This is a genomic window from Tsuneonella rigui (assembly GCF_003958625.1).
Lineage (GTDB): Bacteria > Pseudomonadota > Alphaproteobacteria > Sphingomonadales > Sphingomonadaceae > Tsuneonella > Tsuneonella rigui.
The window spans coordinates 135,024-151,541 of record NZ_RSEL01000024.1; the positions used below are offsets into that span (position 1 = coordinate 135,024).

Consider the following 16,518-nt stretch of genomic DNA (forward strand, 5'->3'; position numbering starts at 1 on the left):
TCAAAGCCGCACTCGCGCCCCCACGAACGCCGCGCGGCCGCGGGTGCCGTAGCCAGCAACCTCGGTGTACTGCGCGTCGAACAGGTTCTCGACCCGGCCGTAGAGTTCGAGGCTTTTGCCCAGCGGCACGCTGGCGCGCAGGTCGGTGACCACGTGGCCGTCGACGCGCGTGAAGTTGCCCGCATCGTCGAAGCTGTCTCCCACCAATCGCACGTCTGTGCCGAACGTCACCCCAAGCGGCGTCTGCCAGTCGGCAGTTGCAGTCAGCGCGTGGCTGGGACGGCGGGCGAGGTCGTTGCCGGTCCCGCGATCCTTCGCATCGAGGTAGCTATAGGCGAGGCTCGTCCGCAGCCGCTCGCTCGGGGCGAGGCCGAACTCGACTTCGAACCCCTGCGCCCGCGCGCGGCCGACGTTGTCGTAGGTGCCGAACGGGCGGTTGGTGCAAATGCCAGTCGTTACGCCGAAGCAGGAGACAAAGTCGATCAGGTCGGTGCTGTCCCGGCGGTAGAGCGTCACCGCGCCCCAGGTCGGTGCGGCGCGATTGTTCCAGGCAAGCCCGACATCGAAGCTGCGGCTGCGCTCGGGCTGGAGCGCAGCGTTGCCGTAGTCCGACAGCAGCTGGAACAGCGTCGGCGCCTTGAAACCCTCGCCGTACGACGCGCGCAGGCGCAGGTCGGGCGCGATCTCGTAGCTGGCGTCGGCGCCCAGGCTGGTCTCGCCACCGAAGCGCGCGTGCTGGTCGCGGCGGAGGCCGGCGTGGGCGGAGAGCTTGCCGTACTCGACACCCGCCTGCGCGTAGGCGCCCCAGATGTGCGTGTGCTCGGGCGCGTCGAACAGGGTGGAGAAACGGGTCCATTCCCCCTCGCCGCCGAAATTCAGGATCACCGGGCCGATCGGCCTCCACTCACCGCGCAGGTCGACGCGCTGCGAGTGGCCGTCGGTGGTGTAGCTCGGCGCCGGGCCGAACGCGGGATCGACGCTGTCGCGCTCGGTGTCGGAGAACGAGTACGCGCCGCGCAAATAGAGCGCCCCGCTGTCGTAGATCGCCCCCGCCGCCGCGGTGTATTGGCGGGTGCGCTGGCTCTCCGCGGTGTCGCTGAAGGCGTAGGTAGGCGGCGGGAAGCCGTCGAGGTCGAGGTCGCCCTTGGCGTAGCGGCCTTGCGCGAACAGCTCGAGGCTGGGCGACAGATAGGCGCGCGCCTGGGCGTTGGCGGACCACTGCTCGAACCCGTCCGGCTCGGTGCCGGAGGCGGCGGCGGAGAACCCATCGGTGCGCTGCCAGCCGGCCGCGCCGCCGAGGAAAAACGCGTCGCTCCCGACCCCGCCGCTGGCGGTGAGGTAGCTGCTGTCGTCCGCGCCGTATTCGCCGCTGACCGTAAGGCCGCGCCGGGCGCGGGTGGTCACCAGCAGCACGCCGCCGATCGCGTCCGAGCCCCAGATGGTCGAGTTGGAGCCGCGCAGGAGGTCGAGCTTTTCGATCTCTCCCGCGGCAAGATTGCCGAAATCGAACCCGCCGCCGGGCGCGGCCGGATCGGCGACCTTCACCCCGTCGACCAGCACTAGCAGTTGCTCCGCCGCCGCGCCGCGCACCCGCACGCCGGTGAAGGCACCCGGAGGACCGTTGCGCGTAATGGTCACGCCGGGCGCGCGCTGTAGCACGCGGGTGACGTCGGCGCCCTGCACCGCGTCGATCTCGGCCTGGCCGATGACGGTGACGGGCTGGCCGGTGTTCTCGATATCGTCGCCGATGCCGTTGGCGGTCACCGTGATCGTTTCGCCCGCTACCCTCACGGGCTCCATGGCTATCGGCTGCGGGAGGTCGGAACGCGGGCGGTAAACGTAATCGATGTGGTCTTCGGGCATCGGCTCTTGCGCGGATGCAGCCACCGAAAGGAGTGAAGAACCTAGAAGAATTATATACTTGGGCATGATACCTCCGGTCATGTGCGAAGTCGCTCATGACGGAAGGCCGGCCGGAATTGGCCTGCCCCGCTTGCCTTCGGTACACCCCGCCCGCCGGCTCGAACGACCATCGCGGGCAGGTCTCCTGGCTCCCGGATCGTCGCTCCCGGCCGCCTTCCCGTGCGCGAGGCACAGTGGCTTGTCGGCCGGTCGCTCCCCGGTCACAGTTGCGGGGGCAGCGGGGGCATCGCACCCCCTTCCCTCTTCGGCCCGCCGAAGCAGGCACCCGTGACGTCGCGCCGCCCATAAGCCGCGCACGGGCGAGTGGCAAGTTTACGCCACGGCAGGGATAGCGCTTAACCGTTCCCTGCCGCCTGTTCCGCCAAGGGACACCGAGTGTCGGCACGCTCGCGGAAAGCATGTCCCGCGCGTAAGCCGGTCGCCTTCGAGGAGCCCATTTGCCCCGCACCGTTCGCCTCCACCGCCGTCGCCCTCGCCCGAGCGAGCGTCTGCGCGCGCTGTTCGCGTGGGACGGGCCACATCGCGGACGGCGCCTGCTCGCGCTCGCGGCGGCGGTGGCGGTCCCAGCGATGGCCGCGCCGGGTGAGTGGCCCGGCTTCCAGCTCGCCGCCGCGCAAGACCGGCCGATGCCGTTCGAAACACCGGGCGAGAGCTTTCCCGGCTCGGCCTTCTTCTATCTCGAAGACCTGCCGCCAGCGCCCGCCGGCGAGCTAGACCTAAGCGACAATTTGCCCCCACCGCTGGAGACCGGCGCGCACTCGGATGCGCTCGCCGCCGCGGGCCCGGCCGCGCGCTCGTTCGTGGAGCTCGGCAGCGGGCTCGACAAGGCACGCGCGCTGCAGTGCATGACGATGGCGATCTACTACGAAGCCGCCAACGAGCCGACCGACGGCCAGCGCGCGGTGGCACAGGTGATCCTCAACCGCGTCGCGCACCCGAGCTATCCGAACAGCGTGTGCGGAGTGGTGTTCCAGGGCAGCGAGCGGCGCACGGGGTGCCAGTTCAGCTTCACCTGCGACGGCGCGCTCGCCCGCCAGCCGGCGCGGGCGAGCTGGGACCGGGCGCGCTCGGTGGCCGCTTCGGCGCTCGCCGGATATGTGTTCAAACCGGTCGGCCTGGCGACGCATTACCACGCCACCTACGTGCTGCCGTACTGGGCCTCGAGCCTGCAGAACGTCGGTACGATCGGCCTGCACACGTTCTACAAGTGGCGCGGGCTCGCGGGCCGGTCAGACGCGTTCGCCTCGCGCTATCGCGGGGGCGAGCCAGTCGCCGCGCCGCACCCGCGCAGCGACGTCGTGACGCCGGATTCGGCGCCCGATCCGGTCATGCTGGCGCAGGCCTACGAGGCGGCCAAGCGCAAGGCGTTGGCGGAGAGCGCGGCCTACGTTCCGCCCCCGCCGACCTATAGCGCGGCGGTCCAGGCACGCGGCGGCGACCGCACGTTCACGGCGGAGAACCTGCCGCAGGCGAGCGGGCTCAAGGCGGAGTTCGCGAATTCCGGCCGCTGGATCGGCGACGCAAGCCAGGCGCCCACGCGACAATAGGATGACAGGCGATCCGAGGAACGCCGCGTAAGCCGCTTATCAAGCGCGATATTTTGGGGAAAGGGTGGGGGTTTCTGTTGCTACGCACCCCCGGGCGCCCGGTTTCCGATTCTGTTACCCGGTTCGGTCCGAACCGTGCTCATAACCTTGTAACTTCAGGGCGTTAGCCCCTAGAATTACGCAGCGAGAGCAAGTGCTTCGTTGTCGTTGGCACTTGTGAGTTTTGAGCCTTGAACGGGTTACTCAGCCCGAGCAAAAACGATGCTTTTCAACACACGTCGATCCTAGTTCGGCCCCGTCATTTCTCCCGCAACGCCGGGAGAGGTGGTGGAGCCGCCGGGTACTGCCCCCGGGTCCGCTGTGTCTATTGCACACCGCAATTTATCGCCATAGCCGGCCGAAACCGGCACCGACCGATATAGGCCGTTGCGGCTTAATGTGAAGTGACTGCGATCAGGGCCGCCGGCGCAACTCATCGCGGATCTCGGTCAGCAGGTCCACCTCGCTCGGACCCGCCGGCGCCTCGACCTTGCCGGTCGCGCGGTTGACCGAGCGGACGATCAGGAAAATCACGACCGCCACGATGAGGAAGTTGACCAGCGCGGTGACGAACTGGCCGTAGCCGATCATCGCCACCCCCGCTTCCTTGAGCGCGGCGTAGCTGGTCACGTCGCCCTTGAAGTCCGCCGGGATCGGCCCGAGCCTGACGAAGTGGTTGGCGAAATCGAGCCCGCCGAACACCGCGCCGATCGCCGGCATGATGACATCCTCAGTCAGCGAGGTGACGATGGTGCCGAATGCCGCGCCGATGATCACCGCCACCGCCAGGTCGAGCACGTTGCCGCGATTGATGAAAGTCTTGAATTCCGAGAGCACGTCCACCTCCTGCCCGTTGATCCGCGCCGGTTGTGCCAACGAAATTCGCGGTCCGCAACGCCGCGCCGCTTGAACCCCGGCAACGGTGTGCTAGATTCGCAATACAGGCCGGGCGTGCCTTACCACGCCGTGTTGACACAAGGATGTTCGACGCAATGACCTTCACCACTCTTCGCCGCACCTTCGTCGTCGCGCTCGCCGCGATCGGGCTTTCCGCTTGCGGCATCAACTCGATCCCGACCAAGGAAGAGACCGCCAAGGCCAAGTGGGCCGACGTCGAGGCGGCGTTCCAGGCGCGCGCCAACCTCGTCCCCAACCTCGCCGAAGTCGCTAAGGGCGCGGCCGAGCAGGAGCGCGGCATCCTCACCGACGTGATCGAGGCGCGCGCCAAGGCAACGAGCATCCAGATTACCGACGCCGACCTGACCGACCCCGCCAAGATGGCCGAGTACCAGGCCGCGCAGAGCCAGCTCTCGACTGGCCTCGGCCGCCTGCTGGCGAACTTCGAGGCCTATCCAGACCTCAAGTCGATCACCAACTACCAGATGCTGCAGGGCCAGCTCGAAGGCGTCGAGAACAAGGTCCGCATTGCGATCATCGACTACAACGAGGCGGTGCGCGACTATAACACCGAGATCCGCACCTTCCCGAGCGCGATCGGCGCCAACGTGATCTACGGTTCGAAGCCGATCGTGCCCTACAAGGCGGTCACCCCGGGTGCCGAAGTCGCGCCGACGCTCGACATGACGCCGAACGGATCGGCCACCCGTCCCACGGGCGCCAACGACAACACCGCTCAGCCCACCGCGACCGCCGCGGCGCAGTAAGGACCTAACCGATGCGCGCTCTGGCGCTCGTCTTCGCCTGGCTGGCGGTGCTTTTTGCGCCGCCGGCTTTGGCGCAAACCTTCCCGGCGCTAACCGGGCGCGTGGTCGATGCGGCGAACGTGATCCCGCCCGATGTTGAGGCCGCGCTCGACCAGAAGCTGACCGCGTTCGAGACGCGCACCCAGCGCCAATTGGTAGTGGCCACGGTACCAAGCCTCGAAGACCGCGACATCCTCGAGTATAAGAACCGACTCTATCGGACTTGGCTCCTCGGCGACAAGGAGCGCGACGACGGCGTCTTGCTGCTCGTTGCACCCAACGAGAGGAAGGTCGGTATCGAGGTTGGCTATGGCCTCGAGCCGGTGTTGACGGACGGTTACTCGACGCTGATCGTGCAAAACGTCATCCTGCCTAAGTTCAAGGCGGGCGACATGCCTGGCGGAATCGTCGCTGGCACGGACGCCATCATCAAACAGCTTGAACTGCCGCCCGAGGAGGCCGCTAAGGTCGCGCAGGCGGCCCAGGCCCGGGCCAGCGAGGATGGCGGCGGCATTCCGCTCGGCACGATCCTGTGGTTCGGCTTTATCCTGTTCTTCTTCATCTTGCCGATGTTCCGCGGCCGCAAAGGCCACCGCCGTTACAATGGCACCGTCACCGGCAGCGGCGTGGGCGACATCCTGCTGTGGGAGGTGGGCAAAGCCGCCGCGCGCGGCATTTCCGGCGGCAGCAGCGGTGGCAGCTGGGGTGGCGGAGGCTTCGGCGGAGGCGGCTTCTCCGGCGGTGGCGGCTTTTCGGGCGGCGGCGGCGCTTCCGGTAGCTGGTAGGGGGCGCGGACGATGAGATACTTGAACGACGCCGAGCACGCCGAGGTCTCCGCCGCGGTGGCCGCGGCCGAGGCGCACAGCGCAGGCGAGATCGTTACCGTGCTCGCCGAGCAATCGGACGGCTACAGCGACATCCAGCTTGCCTGGAGCGTACTGGTTGGGACGATGGCGCTGGCCGTCTATGCGGCGTTTCCCGATTTCTACCTCGGACTAATCGAGCGGATTTTCACCAGTGGCTGGAACCACGAGTGGACCACGCGCGAAGTGCTGTCGCTCGCGCTGACTGGCTTCCTGCTCAAGTTCCTCGGCACCTGGGCGCTGCAGTTCTGGCGGCCGCTCAAGTTCTTCCTCATCCCCGGCCCGGTGAAGCGCGCGCGAGTGCGCGACGCGGCGGTGCGGCACTTCAAGGTCGGCGCCGAGCGGCGCACGCACGGGCGCACCGGGGTGCTGATTTACCTCTCGATGCGCGAACACCGCGCGGAAATCGTCGCGGACGAGGCGATCGCCAGCGAGGTCTCGGCGGAGGTGTGGGGTGAGGCGATGGCCGACATGCTCAAGGACATCCGCCAGGGCCGGATCGCTGACGGGCTGGTGGCGGGCGTGCGCGATGTCGGCGCGGTGCTCGCCGAGCACTTTCCGCGCGCCGAGGATGACCAGAACGAGCTGCCCGACCGGCTGATCGAGGTCTGATGCCCCCCGACGAGGACGCGCCGGAAGAGATCGTCTGGCAGGGCAAGTTCGTCACCGCCAAGAAGCGCGGGCGGTGGGAGTACGTCAGCCGTTCGCGCGGCATCCGCGCGGCGGTGATCCTGGCGATCGACGAGGGCCAAGTCCTGCTGGTCGAGCAATACCGTGTTCCCCTCGGCAAGCGCTGCCTCGAGCTTCCGGCGGGCCTGGTCGGCGATCATGACGATGCCGCGGACGAGGACGTGCTGGTCGCCGCCGGGCGCGAGATCGAGGAAGAGACCGGCTGGCAGGCCGAGCACCTCGACCTCATGGGCGAATTCTATAGCTCGCCCGGCATGGTCAGCGAGCATTTCGCGCTGGTGCGCGCCTCGGGCCTGACCCAGGTGGGCGCCGGCGGCGGGGTCGACAGCGAGGACATCGAGGTCCATCGCGTGCCCCTTGCCGAACTTGCGGAATTCGTTGAAAACCGCCGCAACGCGGGCGTCGGGGTCGACGTTCGAATAATGGGTTTGCTGTTGGCAGGCCAATTCCAGGCGGGAGAATTGTGATGGCGGGACGGGTTGCGGGCAAGCTGGCGCTGGTGACCGGCGCGGCGCAAGGCCTCGGCGCGGCACACTGCGAGACGCTCGCCCGCGAAGGCGCCCGCGTGCTGTGCACCGACGTCAACGGCGCCGGCGCTGACGAGACCGCCGCGCGGATCAACGCCGCGCACGGCGACGGCACCGCGTTCGCGATGCGGCACGACGTGACCTCGCCCGACGATTGGGATGCGGCGATCGAGATGGCGCGCGGCACGCTCGGCGGGCTGTCGGTGCTGGTCAACAACGCCGGCGTCGGCGTGCGCGGGAACATCGAGACCTGCACGCTGGAGGAATGGCGCCGCGGCTTCGCAATCAACGTCGAAAGCGTGTTCCTCGGCTGCCAGAAAGCGCTGCCGCTGATGAAGGACAACCAGCCCGGTTCGATCATCAACATCAGCTCGATCGCCGGCCTGATCGCGAGCGATACCATGCCCGGCTACAACGCCAGCAAGGCGGCGGTGTGGATGCTGTCGAAATCGGTCGCGCTCTATTGCGGCAAGAACGGGTGGGACATCCGCTGCAACTCGGTCCACCCGACCTTCGTCGACACGCCGATCCTCGACGGCATGGTCGCGAGCACCGGCCGCGAGAAGTCGGTGATCATGGATAAGCTGGCGCGGCAGATCCCCTTGAAGCGGGTCGGGGCGCCGCGGGAGATCGCTGATGGGGTGCTATTCCTCGCCAGCGACGAGAGCAGCTTCATGACCGGGGCCGAGCTCAAGCTCGACGGCGGCATTTCGGCGATGTGAGTAAGGGCGCGGATACCCTCCGCGCCCTCCTCAGTCGGCGATCAGCGCGATCGCCAGGTAGATCAGGGCAAACGATCCGAAGCCGACGATCGTGCCGAGTGCGAACACGGCGCGGACGATCATGGGATCGATCCCGAAGTAGTTGCCGATCCCGGAGCAGACCCCGAAGACCTTGGCGTGAGTGCGGTCGAGCCTGAAGCTCTTGCCCACCGGCGTCACCGCCGGGCGCTGGCGGTCGAGGCTGCTCACGCAACGACGCCCGGGAGCAGCGCGCCCTGGTTGGCGGGGACGATCGCGGCGGCGAACATCACGAGGCTGAAAGCGGCCGAGAAGACGGCGGCGACGAGCTTGTTGTTAAGTACTTCCATTGTCTTGTTCCTTGTCCAAGCGTTTCCGGCGGACTGTCCGGCGGATGCCAAGTACTTCGCAAGTACCGTGCCAATTTGCGAAAATGGCGGAATTCTGCGGTTTTCGTCGGTCGCTTGGTTTCGCGGAGATTAACGCGCCGCTCATCATCGGGAAATTTTCCCAACTGTTGGGATCGGCGTTTTGGTCACTGGCCTGCCAGCGGTCCGGCGGCTAACCGAGAGGCCGCATGGCGCTCGACCGCATCTCGCTTTCCGGCTTCCGCAACCACCGCGAGACCGCGCTGGAGGACACACGCACGTTCAACCTGCTCGTCGGTGAGAACGGCGCGGGCAAGACCAACGTGCTCGAAGCGCTGTCGCTGCTCGCACCCGGCCGCGGGCTGCGCCGCGCGGCTTTGCCCGAGATGGCCTCGGCCGAGGGGGACGGTGGGTTCGCGGTCGGCGCCTCGCTCGATGATGTGCGGATCGGCACACTGGCCGATCCCGCCCGCCCGACCCGGCGGCTGGTGCGGATCAACGGCGCGGAAGCGAGCGCGGTGGGTCTCGGCGAGTGGCTCGCGCTGTCGTGGCTCACCCCGGCGATGGATGGACTGTTCACCGGCAGCGCGGGCGGACGGCGGCGTTGGCTCGACCGGCTGGCGGTAGCGCTCGACGCCGGGCACGCTCGCCACGCCGCGCGCTACGAAGCGGCCTTGCGCGAACGCAATCGCCTGCTCGGGGCGGAAGCGGCGCCCGATCCGGTATGGCTCGACGGGATCGAGGCGCAGATGGCCGAAGCGGGCGCCGCGCTGATTGCGGGACGCTCAGCCCTGATAGAAGCGCTGATCGAGGCCCTCGCGGAACTGCCGCGCGAACCCTTTGCCCTGCCCGAGCTTGAATACCGCAGCGGCGGCCCGGCGGATCCATCAGCTTGGCGCGCCAACCGCGCGCGCGACCGGGCAGCGGGCCGCACACTCGAAGGCCCGCACCGCGACGACCTCGGCGTGACCATGGCCGGCAAGGCCCAGCCCGCCGACCGCTGCTCGACCGGCGAGCAAAAGGCGATGCTGATCGCGATCACCCTCGCCCACGCCGGGCTCGCCGCGCGCGGGCGGGCGAGCGTGCTCTTGCTCGACGAAGTGGCCGCGCACCTCGACCCGGTCCGGCGCGAGGCGCTGTTCGAGCGGCTGGCGGGCAGTGGCACGCAAGTGTGGTTGACCGGTACCGAGACCGCGCCGTTCGCGCCGATTATGGGCGAGGCAGCCGTGTGGAGGGTTGCCGGCGGAGAGGCCCGCCGGGAGAACTAGCCCTTCGCGGCCAGCTTTGCTTCGAGCGCCGCGATCCGCTCGGCCAGCTTCTCGTTCTCCTCGCGCGCCCGCGCGGCCATGTCCTTGACCGCGTCGAATTCCTCGCGAGACACGAAATCGAGCCCGCCGACCGCCTCGCGCACGCGCCCCTTGGCGCCCTCGCGCACCTCGCGCGCCATACCCGCGGCGGTGCCGGCGGCGGCATTGGCCAGCTTGACGAGGTCGGAGATCAGATGATTTTCGCTCTGCATGGCCGGCTATGTGAACGCCTGAGTTGACGCTCGCAAGGTCAGAATTCGTAGCGCTGGACCGCTCCGTTCGCGGCACCCTCGCGCCCGCCGTCGGGATTGGCCTGGAGGAACTCCCAGTTGAGCAGCGTCGCGAAGGCTATCCACGCGAGGTACGGCAGCAGCAGCAGCGCGGCGACCCGGCGCACACGCCAGAACAGCACGATAGTCACGATCACCAGCACGTCGAGCACGCCGATCACGATCAGCGCTTCCTTGATCCGGTGCATCGCGAAGAACACTGGCGACCACGACAGGTTGACGAGCAACTGCAACGCGAAGGCAACGATCGCCGCCGTCCGCCCGCGCGCGCCCCATGCGGCGCATACCATCGCCAGCGCCAGCCCCATCAGCACATAGAGGATCGACCAGACGATCCCGAACCACATCGGCGGCGGGAAGATCGCCGGCTTGACCAGCGACTGGAACCACGCGCTCTCGGCGTTGCTTCCGACCTGTCCCGACAGGAACCCGAGCAGCAGCACGAGCGGCACGGTGAACAGCGCCCAGCGCAGGAAGCTGGCGCGCAACTGCCCGCGCGATGCCAATCCGGTCATTCCACCTCCCCTGATTCGCTTTGGGATTCGCTGGTGCCCAAGTCTTGGCCAATCGCGGCGGCGGGCGCAACTTGGCCCCGCCGCGCGGCGATCAGGAACTCGACGTTACCTTCGGGCCCCGTGATTGGACTAGTGGCGAGCCCATCGACCGTCCAGCCGATCCCGGTCAGCCAGCCGCGCACCTCGTCACACACCCGCGCATGCAGCTCGGGCGAGCGGACCACCCCGCCCTTGCCCACTTCCTCGCGCCCGACCTCGAACTGCGGCTTGATCAGCGCGACCAGCCGGCAATCGGGCGCCGCCAGTTCCAGGGGCCGCTCGAGCACCTTGGCGAGCCCTATGAACGAGGCGTCGCACACGACCCAATTACATGGCGCGTCGATCAGATCGGCCGTCAGCACGCGCGCGCTGGTCTGTTCGAGCACGGTGACGCGGACATCCTGCCGCAGCTTCCACGCCAGTTGGTTGGTCCCGCTGTCGACCGCGAACACGCGGGCCGCGCCGTGCTGGAGCAGCACGTCGGTAAATCCGCCGGTCGAGCTGCCGATGTCCATCGCGACAGCACCTGCTGGATCGAGTGCGAACACGTCGAGCGCATGAGCGAGCTTGATCCCGCCGCGCGAAACCCACGGGTGGTCGCGCCCGCGCACCTCTACGGCCGCGTCCTCGGGCAGCGTCTGGCCGCTCTTGGCGAGCTTGGTTTCGCCCGAGAACACGAGGCCCGCCATCACCAGCGCCTGCGCGCGCGTGCGGCTTTCGGCGAGCCCGCGATCGACGAGCAACTGGTCGAGGCGCTTCTTTCCCATCGGCACATCATCGCCTAGCGTGCGTTGGCCGATTGGCAAACCGGGAGAAATCATGGCTTTCCGCCGCCTGTTCGTTGCAGCCCTCTTCGTTTCGGTCGCCGGCTGCGTCGCCGCGCCGCCGCAACCCCAGCCGACGCCGCCGGTCGTCACGCCCACTCCCCGTCCGACCCCGACACCGACCCCAGTGCCGACCTACTCGAATTGGATGGACGTGCCGCAGACGCCCGGCGACTGGCGCTACGGACCGATCACCGGCGGCACGGCCGCGCAGTTCGGCCAGGCGGCGAGTGAGGCGCGCTTCGCCATCCGCTGCCTGCGCCGGGGCGAAATCGAGCTGGTCCGCTACGGCTCCTTCGCCGGGGACGCGGCGATGACGGTCCGCACCGAAAGCGCGAGCCGCGGTATTGCGGGCGTGCCGATGATGGACAACGCCGCATTGCGCGCGACCCTTTCGGCGAGCGATCCGCTGCTCGACGCGATGGCGTTTTCCAAGGGCCGCTTCGCGATCGAAGCCCCCGGCGCACCTGCGCTCTACCTGCCGAGCTGGCCCGAAGTGACGCGAGTTATCGAGGATTGCCGCTGAGCCGCGGCGCCGCTTACTTCTTCAGGTACTTGTCGAACCACTCGACCGTCCGCTTGAGCGAATCGAGCTGGTTCTCTTGCTTGCGGAAGCCGTGCCCTTCGGCCGGGTAGTAGATCGTCTCCACCACGTTGCCCTTCGCCTTGAGGATGTCGTGCACCTCCTGCGCCTGGCCCTTGGGTACGCGAATGTCGTTTTCGCCCTGGATGGTCAGCAGCGGCGCCTTGGCCTGCGCAATGTAGGTAAGCGGAGACGCCCGGTCATATCCCGCCGGGTTGCTCGCGGGCGTGCCCATCAATCCACGCAGGTAGGCTTTCAGCACCTCGTCCATGTCGCGGTACATCGTGCGCCAGTTGATGATGCCGAACCATTGCACACCGGCGGCGAATTCGTCGGGCGTCTTGGCCAGCGCCATCAGGGTCATGAAGCCGCCGTAGCTGCCACCGAAGATACCGACCCGCTTGGGATCGACGTACCCGGTATCGACCAGGAACTGCTTGGCCGCGACCGTGTCCTTGAGGTCGCCCCCGCCGAGATCGTCGTAGTTGGCAAGCTGGAACGGCCGGCCATAACCGGTCGAGCCGCGGAAGTTCGGCGCGATCACGATGTACCCCCGGCTCGCCAGCGCGGCCGCAACGTCGTCGAAGTAATCCTCCGTCTTACCGGTGGGCCCGCCGTGGGGAACCACGATCGCCGGGTTGGCGCCGTCGCGCTTGAGGTTGGCCGGCATGGTGACGAGCGCACTGACCAGCGTGCCGTCGAAACTCTTGTACGTCACCATTTGCGAAGTCGGCAGTGCGGTAGGTGAAAGGCTGGCGACCGCGAGGCGTGTGAGCTGCTTGAGCGAATTGTCCTGCAGATCGTAGGAGTACAGCTCGCCCGAGGTGTTCGCGCCCATGTGCATGACCATCAGCGATCGCCCATCGGGCGAGCGCGCATCCGATCCAGCCGCGAAGTTGAGGCCGCCCGGCATGTTGAGAGCGGTTTCCGCGCCGCTGGCGATATCGTGCCGCACCAACGTGGTGCGCATGTCGTCGCTGCTTTCGGCAAGAAGCGCCTTGCCGTCGCGGGTGAAGCGGATCGCGGTCTGGTCCCAGATGATCGGCTTCAGCCAATTCCACTGCTTGGTCGCGCGATTGTAGAGTCCGGCGTGTAGGCGGCCGGTGTCCTGGTCGGTGGTGACCGCGAGCCACTGCCCGTCCGGGCTCACGTCGTGCACGGCGTAGATCGTATCCGCTTTGCCGAGAAGGCGCGTCGCCTTGCCGCTGGCGGCGTCGATCTGCCAGACCTCGCTGCTGGTGGAATCGATCTCCTCGCGGTTCGCGAAAATCGTCTTGCCGCCGTCCGTCCAGACGCGCGGCGACCATTCGAGTTGCGGATCGGCTTCTTGAGTGAGCACGCGGATCTTCCCGCTCGCATCCATCACCGCGACGTTCGATTGCGCCTCGCTCTTCTTCTTGACCAGCAGCGCCATCGTCCCGTCCGCGCCGCCCGGAATGAGGCCGCGTTCGCTGAGCTCCGCCGTCTGGGTCAGACGCTCGACCGCACCGCCATCCGTCGGCACGCGGAAGATATCGTAGTACTCATCGCCGCCGTTATCCTGGACGAAGTAGAGCCACTTGCCGTCAACCGAGGGCGCAAGGCCGGATTGGCTGTCGTTCGACTGGGTAATCTGCAGCGGCCAGCTACCGTCGGCGTCGGTGCGCCAGATGTTGTAGCGGCCGGTGAGGTTGGTGACGAGGAACACGTGCTTGCCGTCCGCGCTCCAGGTCGAGCCGGCGACGTTGCGCGACATGCCGATGTCTTCCAGCGGCACCGCGCGGGCATTGGGATTGTCGGGCGACGTGACGCTCTTGGGATCGGTGACCGGCCGATCAGGCGTGGCGATCTGCGCCGCCAGCGGCGAGGCCGCGCAAAGAAGTGCGACCGCGAACAATCGACGCATGGTAGTCCCCCCTCGTTTATAGGGCGAAGCTAGCGGGATTTCGCAGTTGTTGGAAGAAGCCGCATCGCAGCGGCCGGAACCACCGATTCTGACAGTGAAAAACTTGAATGCAAGTCTTGTGTTCTGCCCCTGTTCGACTCACATTGTCTCCTGAGGCCAGCGACCCACGCGGCTCTCGGCCCCCGGTGAAACGAGGGTCTGGCTTTTCAAGCGCGAAAGGAGGTGACCGATGTCTCATGGTTCAGCAGGGAGGTCGGTGTCGACCCTCGCGGAGCATTATCGGTAAACTCCATCGCCGATAGAGGCTTCGTGGGCGGCCACACTGGCCGCTGACCATGCGAAGGGCGGTTTCTCGACAGAGGAGCCGCCCTTCTCATTTTTTGGAGTGAAACATTATCGTCGGCCCGGGCTTGACCCGGGCTTGGTGCTTTCTTTCTCGCGCAGCGCCACGAGCAAGCACTACCCCGGATCAGGTCCGGGGCGACGATGCTGCTTTGGGCGGTGAAAGGGAGTGCCACTTGCCTCTCCGCGCCCCTCGCCGTAACCGCCACGGCATGGACTTCGCTCACCTGCCCCATCCCGCGCCCGTCGAGGGCGAGACCCGCGCTCAGGCGATCGCCGATCCCGGTTTCGGCACCGTGTTCACCGATCACATGGTGACGATCGACTACCACGCCGATCGCGGCTGGCACTCCGCCCGCATCGGTCCGCGCGAGCCGCTGGTGCTCGATCCGGCATGCGCGGTGCTGCATTATGCGCAGGAGATCTTCGAAGGCCTGAAAGCGTACAGGCATCCCGACGGAGCGTTCGCCATGTTCCGCCCGCAAGTGAACGCGGCGCGGATGAACAAGTCGGCCGACCGGCTCGCCATGCCGCACATTCCCGAGGATCTGTTCGTCGAGGCCTGCCGCGAGCTCGTGCTCAAGGACGCCGATTGGTTCCCGACCGTCGAGGGCGGTTCGATGTACCTGCGCCCCTTCATGTTCGCGTCCGAAGCGTTCCTCGGCGTGCGGCCGGCCAAGGAATACAAGTTCCTCGTCATCGCCAGCCCCGCGGGCAACTACTTCAAGTCGGGCGCGCCAGCGGTCAGCATCTGGGTCAGTCAGGACTACGTCCGGGCGGCCCCCGGCGGTACCGGCGCGGCCAAGACCGGCGGCAACTATGCCGCGAGCCTCGTCCCGCAGGCCGAGGCGATCGCCAAGGGTCACGACCAGGTCGTGTTCCTCGACGCGGTCGCGCGTCGCTGGATCGAGGAACTGGGCGGCATGAACCTGTTCTTCGTGTTCGACGACGGCAGCGTGATCACGCCCCCGCTCGGCGGCACGATCCTGCCCGGCGTGACCCGCGACAGCCTGATCCAGCTTCTGCGCGACGAAGGCCTGACCGTGCGCGAGGAGCGTTACGCGATCGACCAGTGGCGCGCCGACGCGGAGAGCGGCCGGCTGGTCGAAACGATGGCCTGCGGCACCGCGGCGGTGGTGACGCCGGTCGGCAAGGTCGCGGCGCCGGACTACGAGTTCACCATCGGCTCGGGCGGCCCGGGCCAGCTCACCGTCAAACTGCGCGAGCGACTGGTCGGCATCCAGCGCGGTACCGTCTCCGACCCGCACGGGTGGACCTACCGGCTCTAGATTCGAGTCAGCGCCATCGCCGCGCGGGCGAGAACCGGCGCTGAAGCGGTGAGCGCGGTCAGCAAGCGTGCGCCGCTTGTGCGCTCGGCTAGCGACCACACGAGCTGCGCGGTCCGCACCGGGCGCAATGCGCGGGCGGCGAAACGACGCTGGAAGGTCGCCGCGTCCTCACCGTCGAGCCATGCCCGGGCCGCCGCTTCGCCGCTGTCCATCGCGATAGCCATGCCCTCCCCCGCAAGCGAAGGGATGACCGCCGCCTGATCGCCGAGCCGGTAAATTCCCGGAGCGGTATCTCGCGCGATCCAGCCGTAGGGAACCGAGCCGACGCTATCGACCGCGAGGTCGGCCGGCGCTGAGGCCATCCGCTCGCCGAAGAGCGAGTATTCGTCGGCTAACCGGTCGAGCAACGCGCGCGGATTGCCGCCTGCCTCCGCCAGCAGCGACTTGCGCAGCGCCAGGCAGACGTTGGCAGTGCCGTCTTCCTGCAGCACGATTCCGGCGTACCCGCCGTCGAACAGGTGCAGCTCGATCCGGCCGTGCAGCATCTCCTGAAGTCGTTGGTTGGCAGGAAGTCGCACCCGCAGTCCGAGCGCCGGGTCCTTCGCCTCGCGCGGTCGCGCTTCGCCGCGAACGTCGTGCTTGCCGGTGGCGAAGAAGATCGTCTCGGCCGGCCGGTCGCGGGCCTCGCCCTCGACCATGCCGGGGCGGACGGCGCGCGCCCTGTCGATCACCAGCTTGGCGCCATCGGCCACCGCCCGCGCCCTGAGCGCGCCGTCGAGCGCGCGGCGCGACAGGCCATAACCCGGCGCAGGCAGCGGCCCCGTCGCCTCGCGCTCACCGGCAATCAGCGCCAACGAGGTCACCGCATGCCCGCCGAGCTCACGAGGATGGAGGCCCACCACGCCCAGCCGCTCGGCCGAGCGCCACGACAGGAACCCGCCGCACAGCGCGTCGCCGACTACCTCGTCACGGTCCATTAGCACCGGCGAAGCTCCAGCCCGCGCGAGCGTAATCGCGGCGACGCTCCCCGCCGGCCCCGCGCCG

At 67.8% G+C, this 16,518-nt stretch carries 18 protein-coding genes, 1 other RNA gene and 1 riboswitch; of the genes, 9 read left to right on the forward strand and 10 right to left on the reverse strand.

The annotated features are described in order from the left end of the window. Positions 1–1,800, reverse strand: a complete 1,800-nt coding sequence (locus ELY12_RS10620) for a TonB-dependent receptor plug domain-containing protein (RefSeq protein ID WP_126176677.1) — start codon at positions 1,798–1,800, stop codon at positions 1–3. 220 nt (positions 1,801–2,020) lie between these two features. Next, positions 2,021–2,207: riboswitch (cobalamin riboswitch) on the reverse strand. 153 nt (positions 2,208–2,360) lie between these two features. Here ELY12_RS10620 and ELY12_RS10625 point away from each other — a divergent pair. Further along, positions 2,361–3,470 carry a cell wall hydrolase gene (locus ELY12_RS10625; RefSeq protein WP_241229825.1) on the forward strand — a complete coding sequence of 370 codons (1,110 nt, stop codon included), beginning with the start codon at positions 2,361–2,363 and terminating at the stop codon, positions 3,468–3,470. Between the two features lie 100 nt (positions 3,471–3,570). Here the strand turns inward: ELY12_RS10625 and ssrA are convergent. Next, positions 3,571–3,917, reverse strand: a transfer-messenger RNA (tmRNA) gene (gene ssrA / locus ELY12_RS10630). A gap of 6 nt (positions 3,918–3,923) precedes the next feature. Beyond that, the gene (gene mscL / locus ELY12_RS10635; protein WP_126176718.1) at positions 3,924–4,346 is read right to left on the reverse strand and encodes a large conductance mechanosensitive channel protein MscL; all 423 of its coding nucleotides are present in this window, start codon (positions 4,344–4,346) and stop codon (positions 3,924–3,926) included. A 155-nt stretch (positions 4,347–4,501) separates the two neighbouring features. Here mscL and ELY12_RS10640 point away from each other — a divergent pair, with 155 nt between their 5' ends. From ELY12_RS10640 to ELY12_RS10660, 5 genes are read left to right on the forward strand one after another with little or no spacing between them, the layout of a single operon-like run. Further along, complete coding sequence (locus ELY12_RS10640) at positions 4,502–5,173, forward strand: LemA family protein (protein WP_126176678.1); 672 nt, start codon at positions 4,502–4,504, stop codon at positions 5,171–5,173. An 11-nt stretch (positions 5,174–5,184) separates the two neighbouring features. Continuing rightward, complete coding sequence (locus tag ELY12_RS10645; RefSeq protein ID WP_126176679.1) at positions 5,185–5,997, forward strand: TPM domain-containing protein; 813 nt, start codon at positions 5,185–5,187, stop codon at positions 5,995–5,997. A gap of 12 nt (positions 5,998–6,009) precedes the next feature. Next, positions 6,010–6,687, forward strand: coding sequence for a TPM domain-containing protein (locus ELY12_RS10650; protein WP_126176680.1), 678 nt, complete (start codon positions 6,010–6,012; stop codon positions 6,685–6,687). Continuing rightward, positions 6,687–7,232, forward strand: coding sequence for an NUDIX hydrolase (locus ELY12_RS10655; protein WP_126176681.1), 546 nt, complete (start codon positions 6,687–6,689; stop codon positions 7,230–7,232). The genes ELY12_RS10650 and ELY12_RS10655 overlap by 1 nt, the downstream gene beginning before the upstream one ends. Further along, positions 7,232–8,014: an SDR family oxidoreductase gene (locus ELY12_RS10660; protein ID WP_126176682.1), complete on the forward strand. Its 783-nt coding sequence runs from the start codon at positions 7,232–7,234 to the stop codon at positions 8,012–8,014. Before ELY12_RS10655 ends, ELY12_RS10660 begins: the two co-directional genes overlap by 1 nt. Positions 8,015–8,044: 30 nt before the next feature. Here the strand turns inward: ELY12_RS10660 and ELY12_RS10665 are convergent, their stop codons facing one another. Beyond that, complete coding sequence (locus ELY12_RS10665; RefSeq protein WP_241229826.1) at positions 8,045–8,263, reverse strand: PspC domain-containing protein; 219 nt, start codon at positions 8,261–8,263, stop codon at positions 8,045–8,047. Continuing rightward, the gene (locus ELY12_RS14580; protein WP_277600248.1) at positions 8,260–8,382 is read right to left on the reverse strand and encodes a hypothetical protein; all 123 of its coding nucleotides are present in this window, start codon (positions 8,380–8,382) and stop codon (positions 8,260–8,262) included. Before ELY12_RS14580 ends, ELY12_RS10665 begins: the two co-directional genes overlap by 4 nt. A 227-nt stretch (positions 8,383–8,609) precedes the next feature. Between ELY12_RS14580 and recF the strand changes: the two genes are divergently transcribed. Beyond that, a complete protein-coding gene (recF, locus tag ELY12_RS10670; RefSeq protein WP_126176683.1) occupies positions 8,610–9,668 on the forward strand; it encodes a DNA replication/repair protein RecF in 1,059 nt (352 codons plus the stop codon). On the opposite strand, the gene ELY12_RS10675 is transcribed toward recF, so the two are convergent. Genes ELY12_RS10675 through ELY12_RS10685 form a run of 3 tightly spaced genes read right to left on the reverse strand, consistent with a single transcriptional unit; the run spans position 9,665 to position 11,318 of the window. After that, positions 9,665–9,919: an accessory factor UbiK family protein gene (locus ELY12_RS10675; protein WP_126176684.1), complete on the reverse strand. Its 255-nt coding sequence runs from the start codon at positions 9,917–9,919 to the stop codon at positions 9,665–9,667. The genes recF and ELY12_RS10675 overlap by 4 nt on opposite strands. A gap of 38 nt (positions 9,920–9,957) precedes the next feature. Further along, positions 9,958–10,512: a TspO/MBR family protein gene (locus tag ELY12_RS10680; RefSeq protein ID WP_126176685.1), complete on the reverse strand. Its 555-nt coding sequence runs from the start codon at positions 10,510–10,512 to the stop codon at positions 9,958–9,960. After that, on the reverse strand, positions 10,509–11,318 hold the full coding sequence (locus ELY12_RS10685; RefSeq protein WP_126176686.1) for a TlyA family RNA methyltransferase: 810 nt from the start codon (positions 11,316–11,318) through the stop codon (positions 10,509–10,511). Before ELY12_RS10685 ends, ELY12_RS10680 begins: the two co-directional genes overlap by 4 nt. A 52-nt stretch (positions 11,319–11,370) precedes the next feature. On the opposite strand from ELY12_RS10685, the gene ELY12_RS10690 reads away from it, so the two are divergent. Next, the gene (locus ELY12_RS10690; protein ID WP_126176687.1) at positions 11,371–11,901 is read left to right on the forward strand and encodes a hypothetical protein; all 531 of its coding nucleotides are present in this window, start codon (positions 11,371–11,373) and stop codon (positions 11,899–11,901) included. Positions 11,902–11,914: 13 nt separating this feature from the next. Here the strand turns inward: ELY12_RS10690 and ELY12_RS10695 are convergent, their stop codons facing one another. Then, positions 11,915–13,843 (reverse strand): S9 family peptidase, encoded by a 1,929-nt coding sequence (locus ELY12_RS10695; protein WP_126176688.1) that lies wholly within the window; start codon positions 13,841–13,843, stop codon positions 11,915–11,917. A 554-nt stretch (positions 13,844–14,397) separates the two neighbouring features. On the opposite strand from ELY12_RS10695, the gene ELY12_RS10700 reads away from it, so the two are divergent. Then, positions 14,398–15,474: a branched-chain amino acid aminotransferase gene (locus ELY12_RS10700; protein WP_126176689.1), complete on the forward strand. Its 1,077-nt coding sequence runs from the start codon at positions 14,398–14,400 to the stop codon at positions 15,472–15,474. Here the strand turns inward: ELY12_RS10700 and ELY12_RS10705 are convergent. Further along, complete coding sequence (locus tag ELY12_RS10705; RefSeq protein WP_126176690.1) at positions 15,471–16,451, reverse strand: NAD(P)/FAD-dependent oxidoreductase; 981 nt, start codon at positions 16,449–16,451, stop codon at positions 15,471–15,473. The genes ELY12_RS10700 and ELY12_RS10705 overlap by 4 nt on opposite strands. Positions 16,452–16,518: the final 67 nt, after the last annotated feature.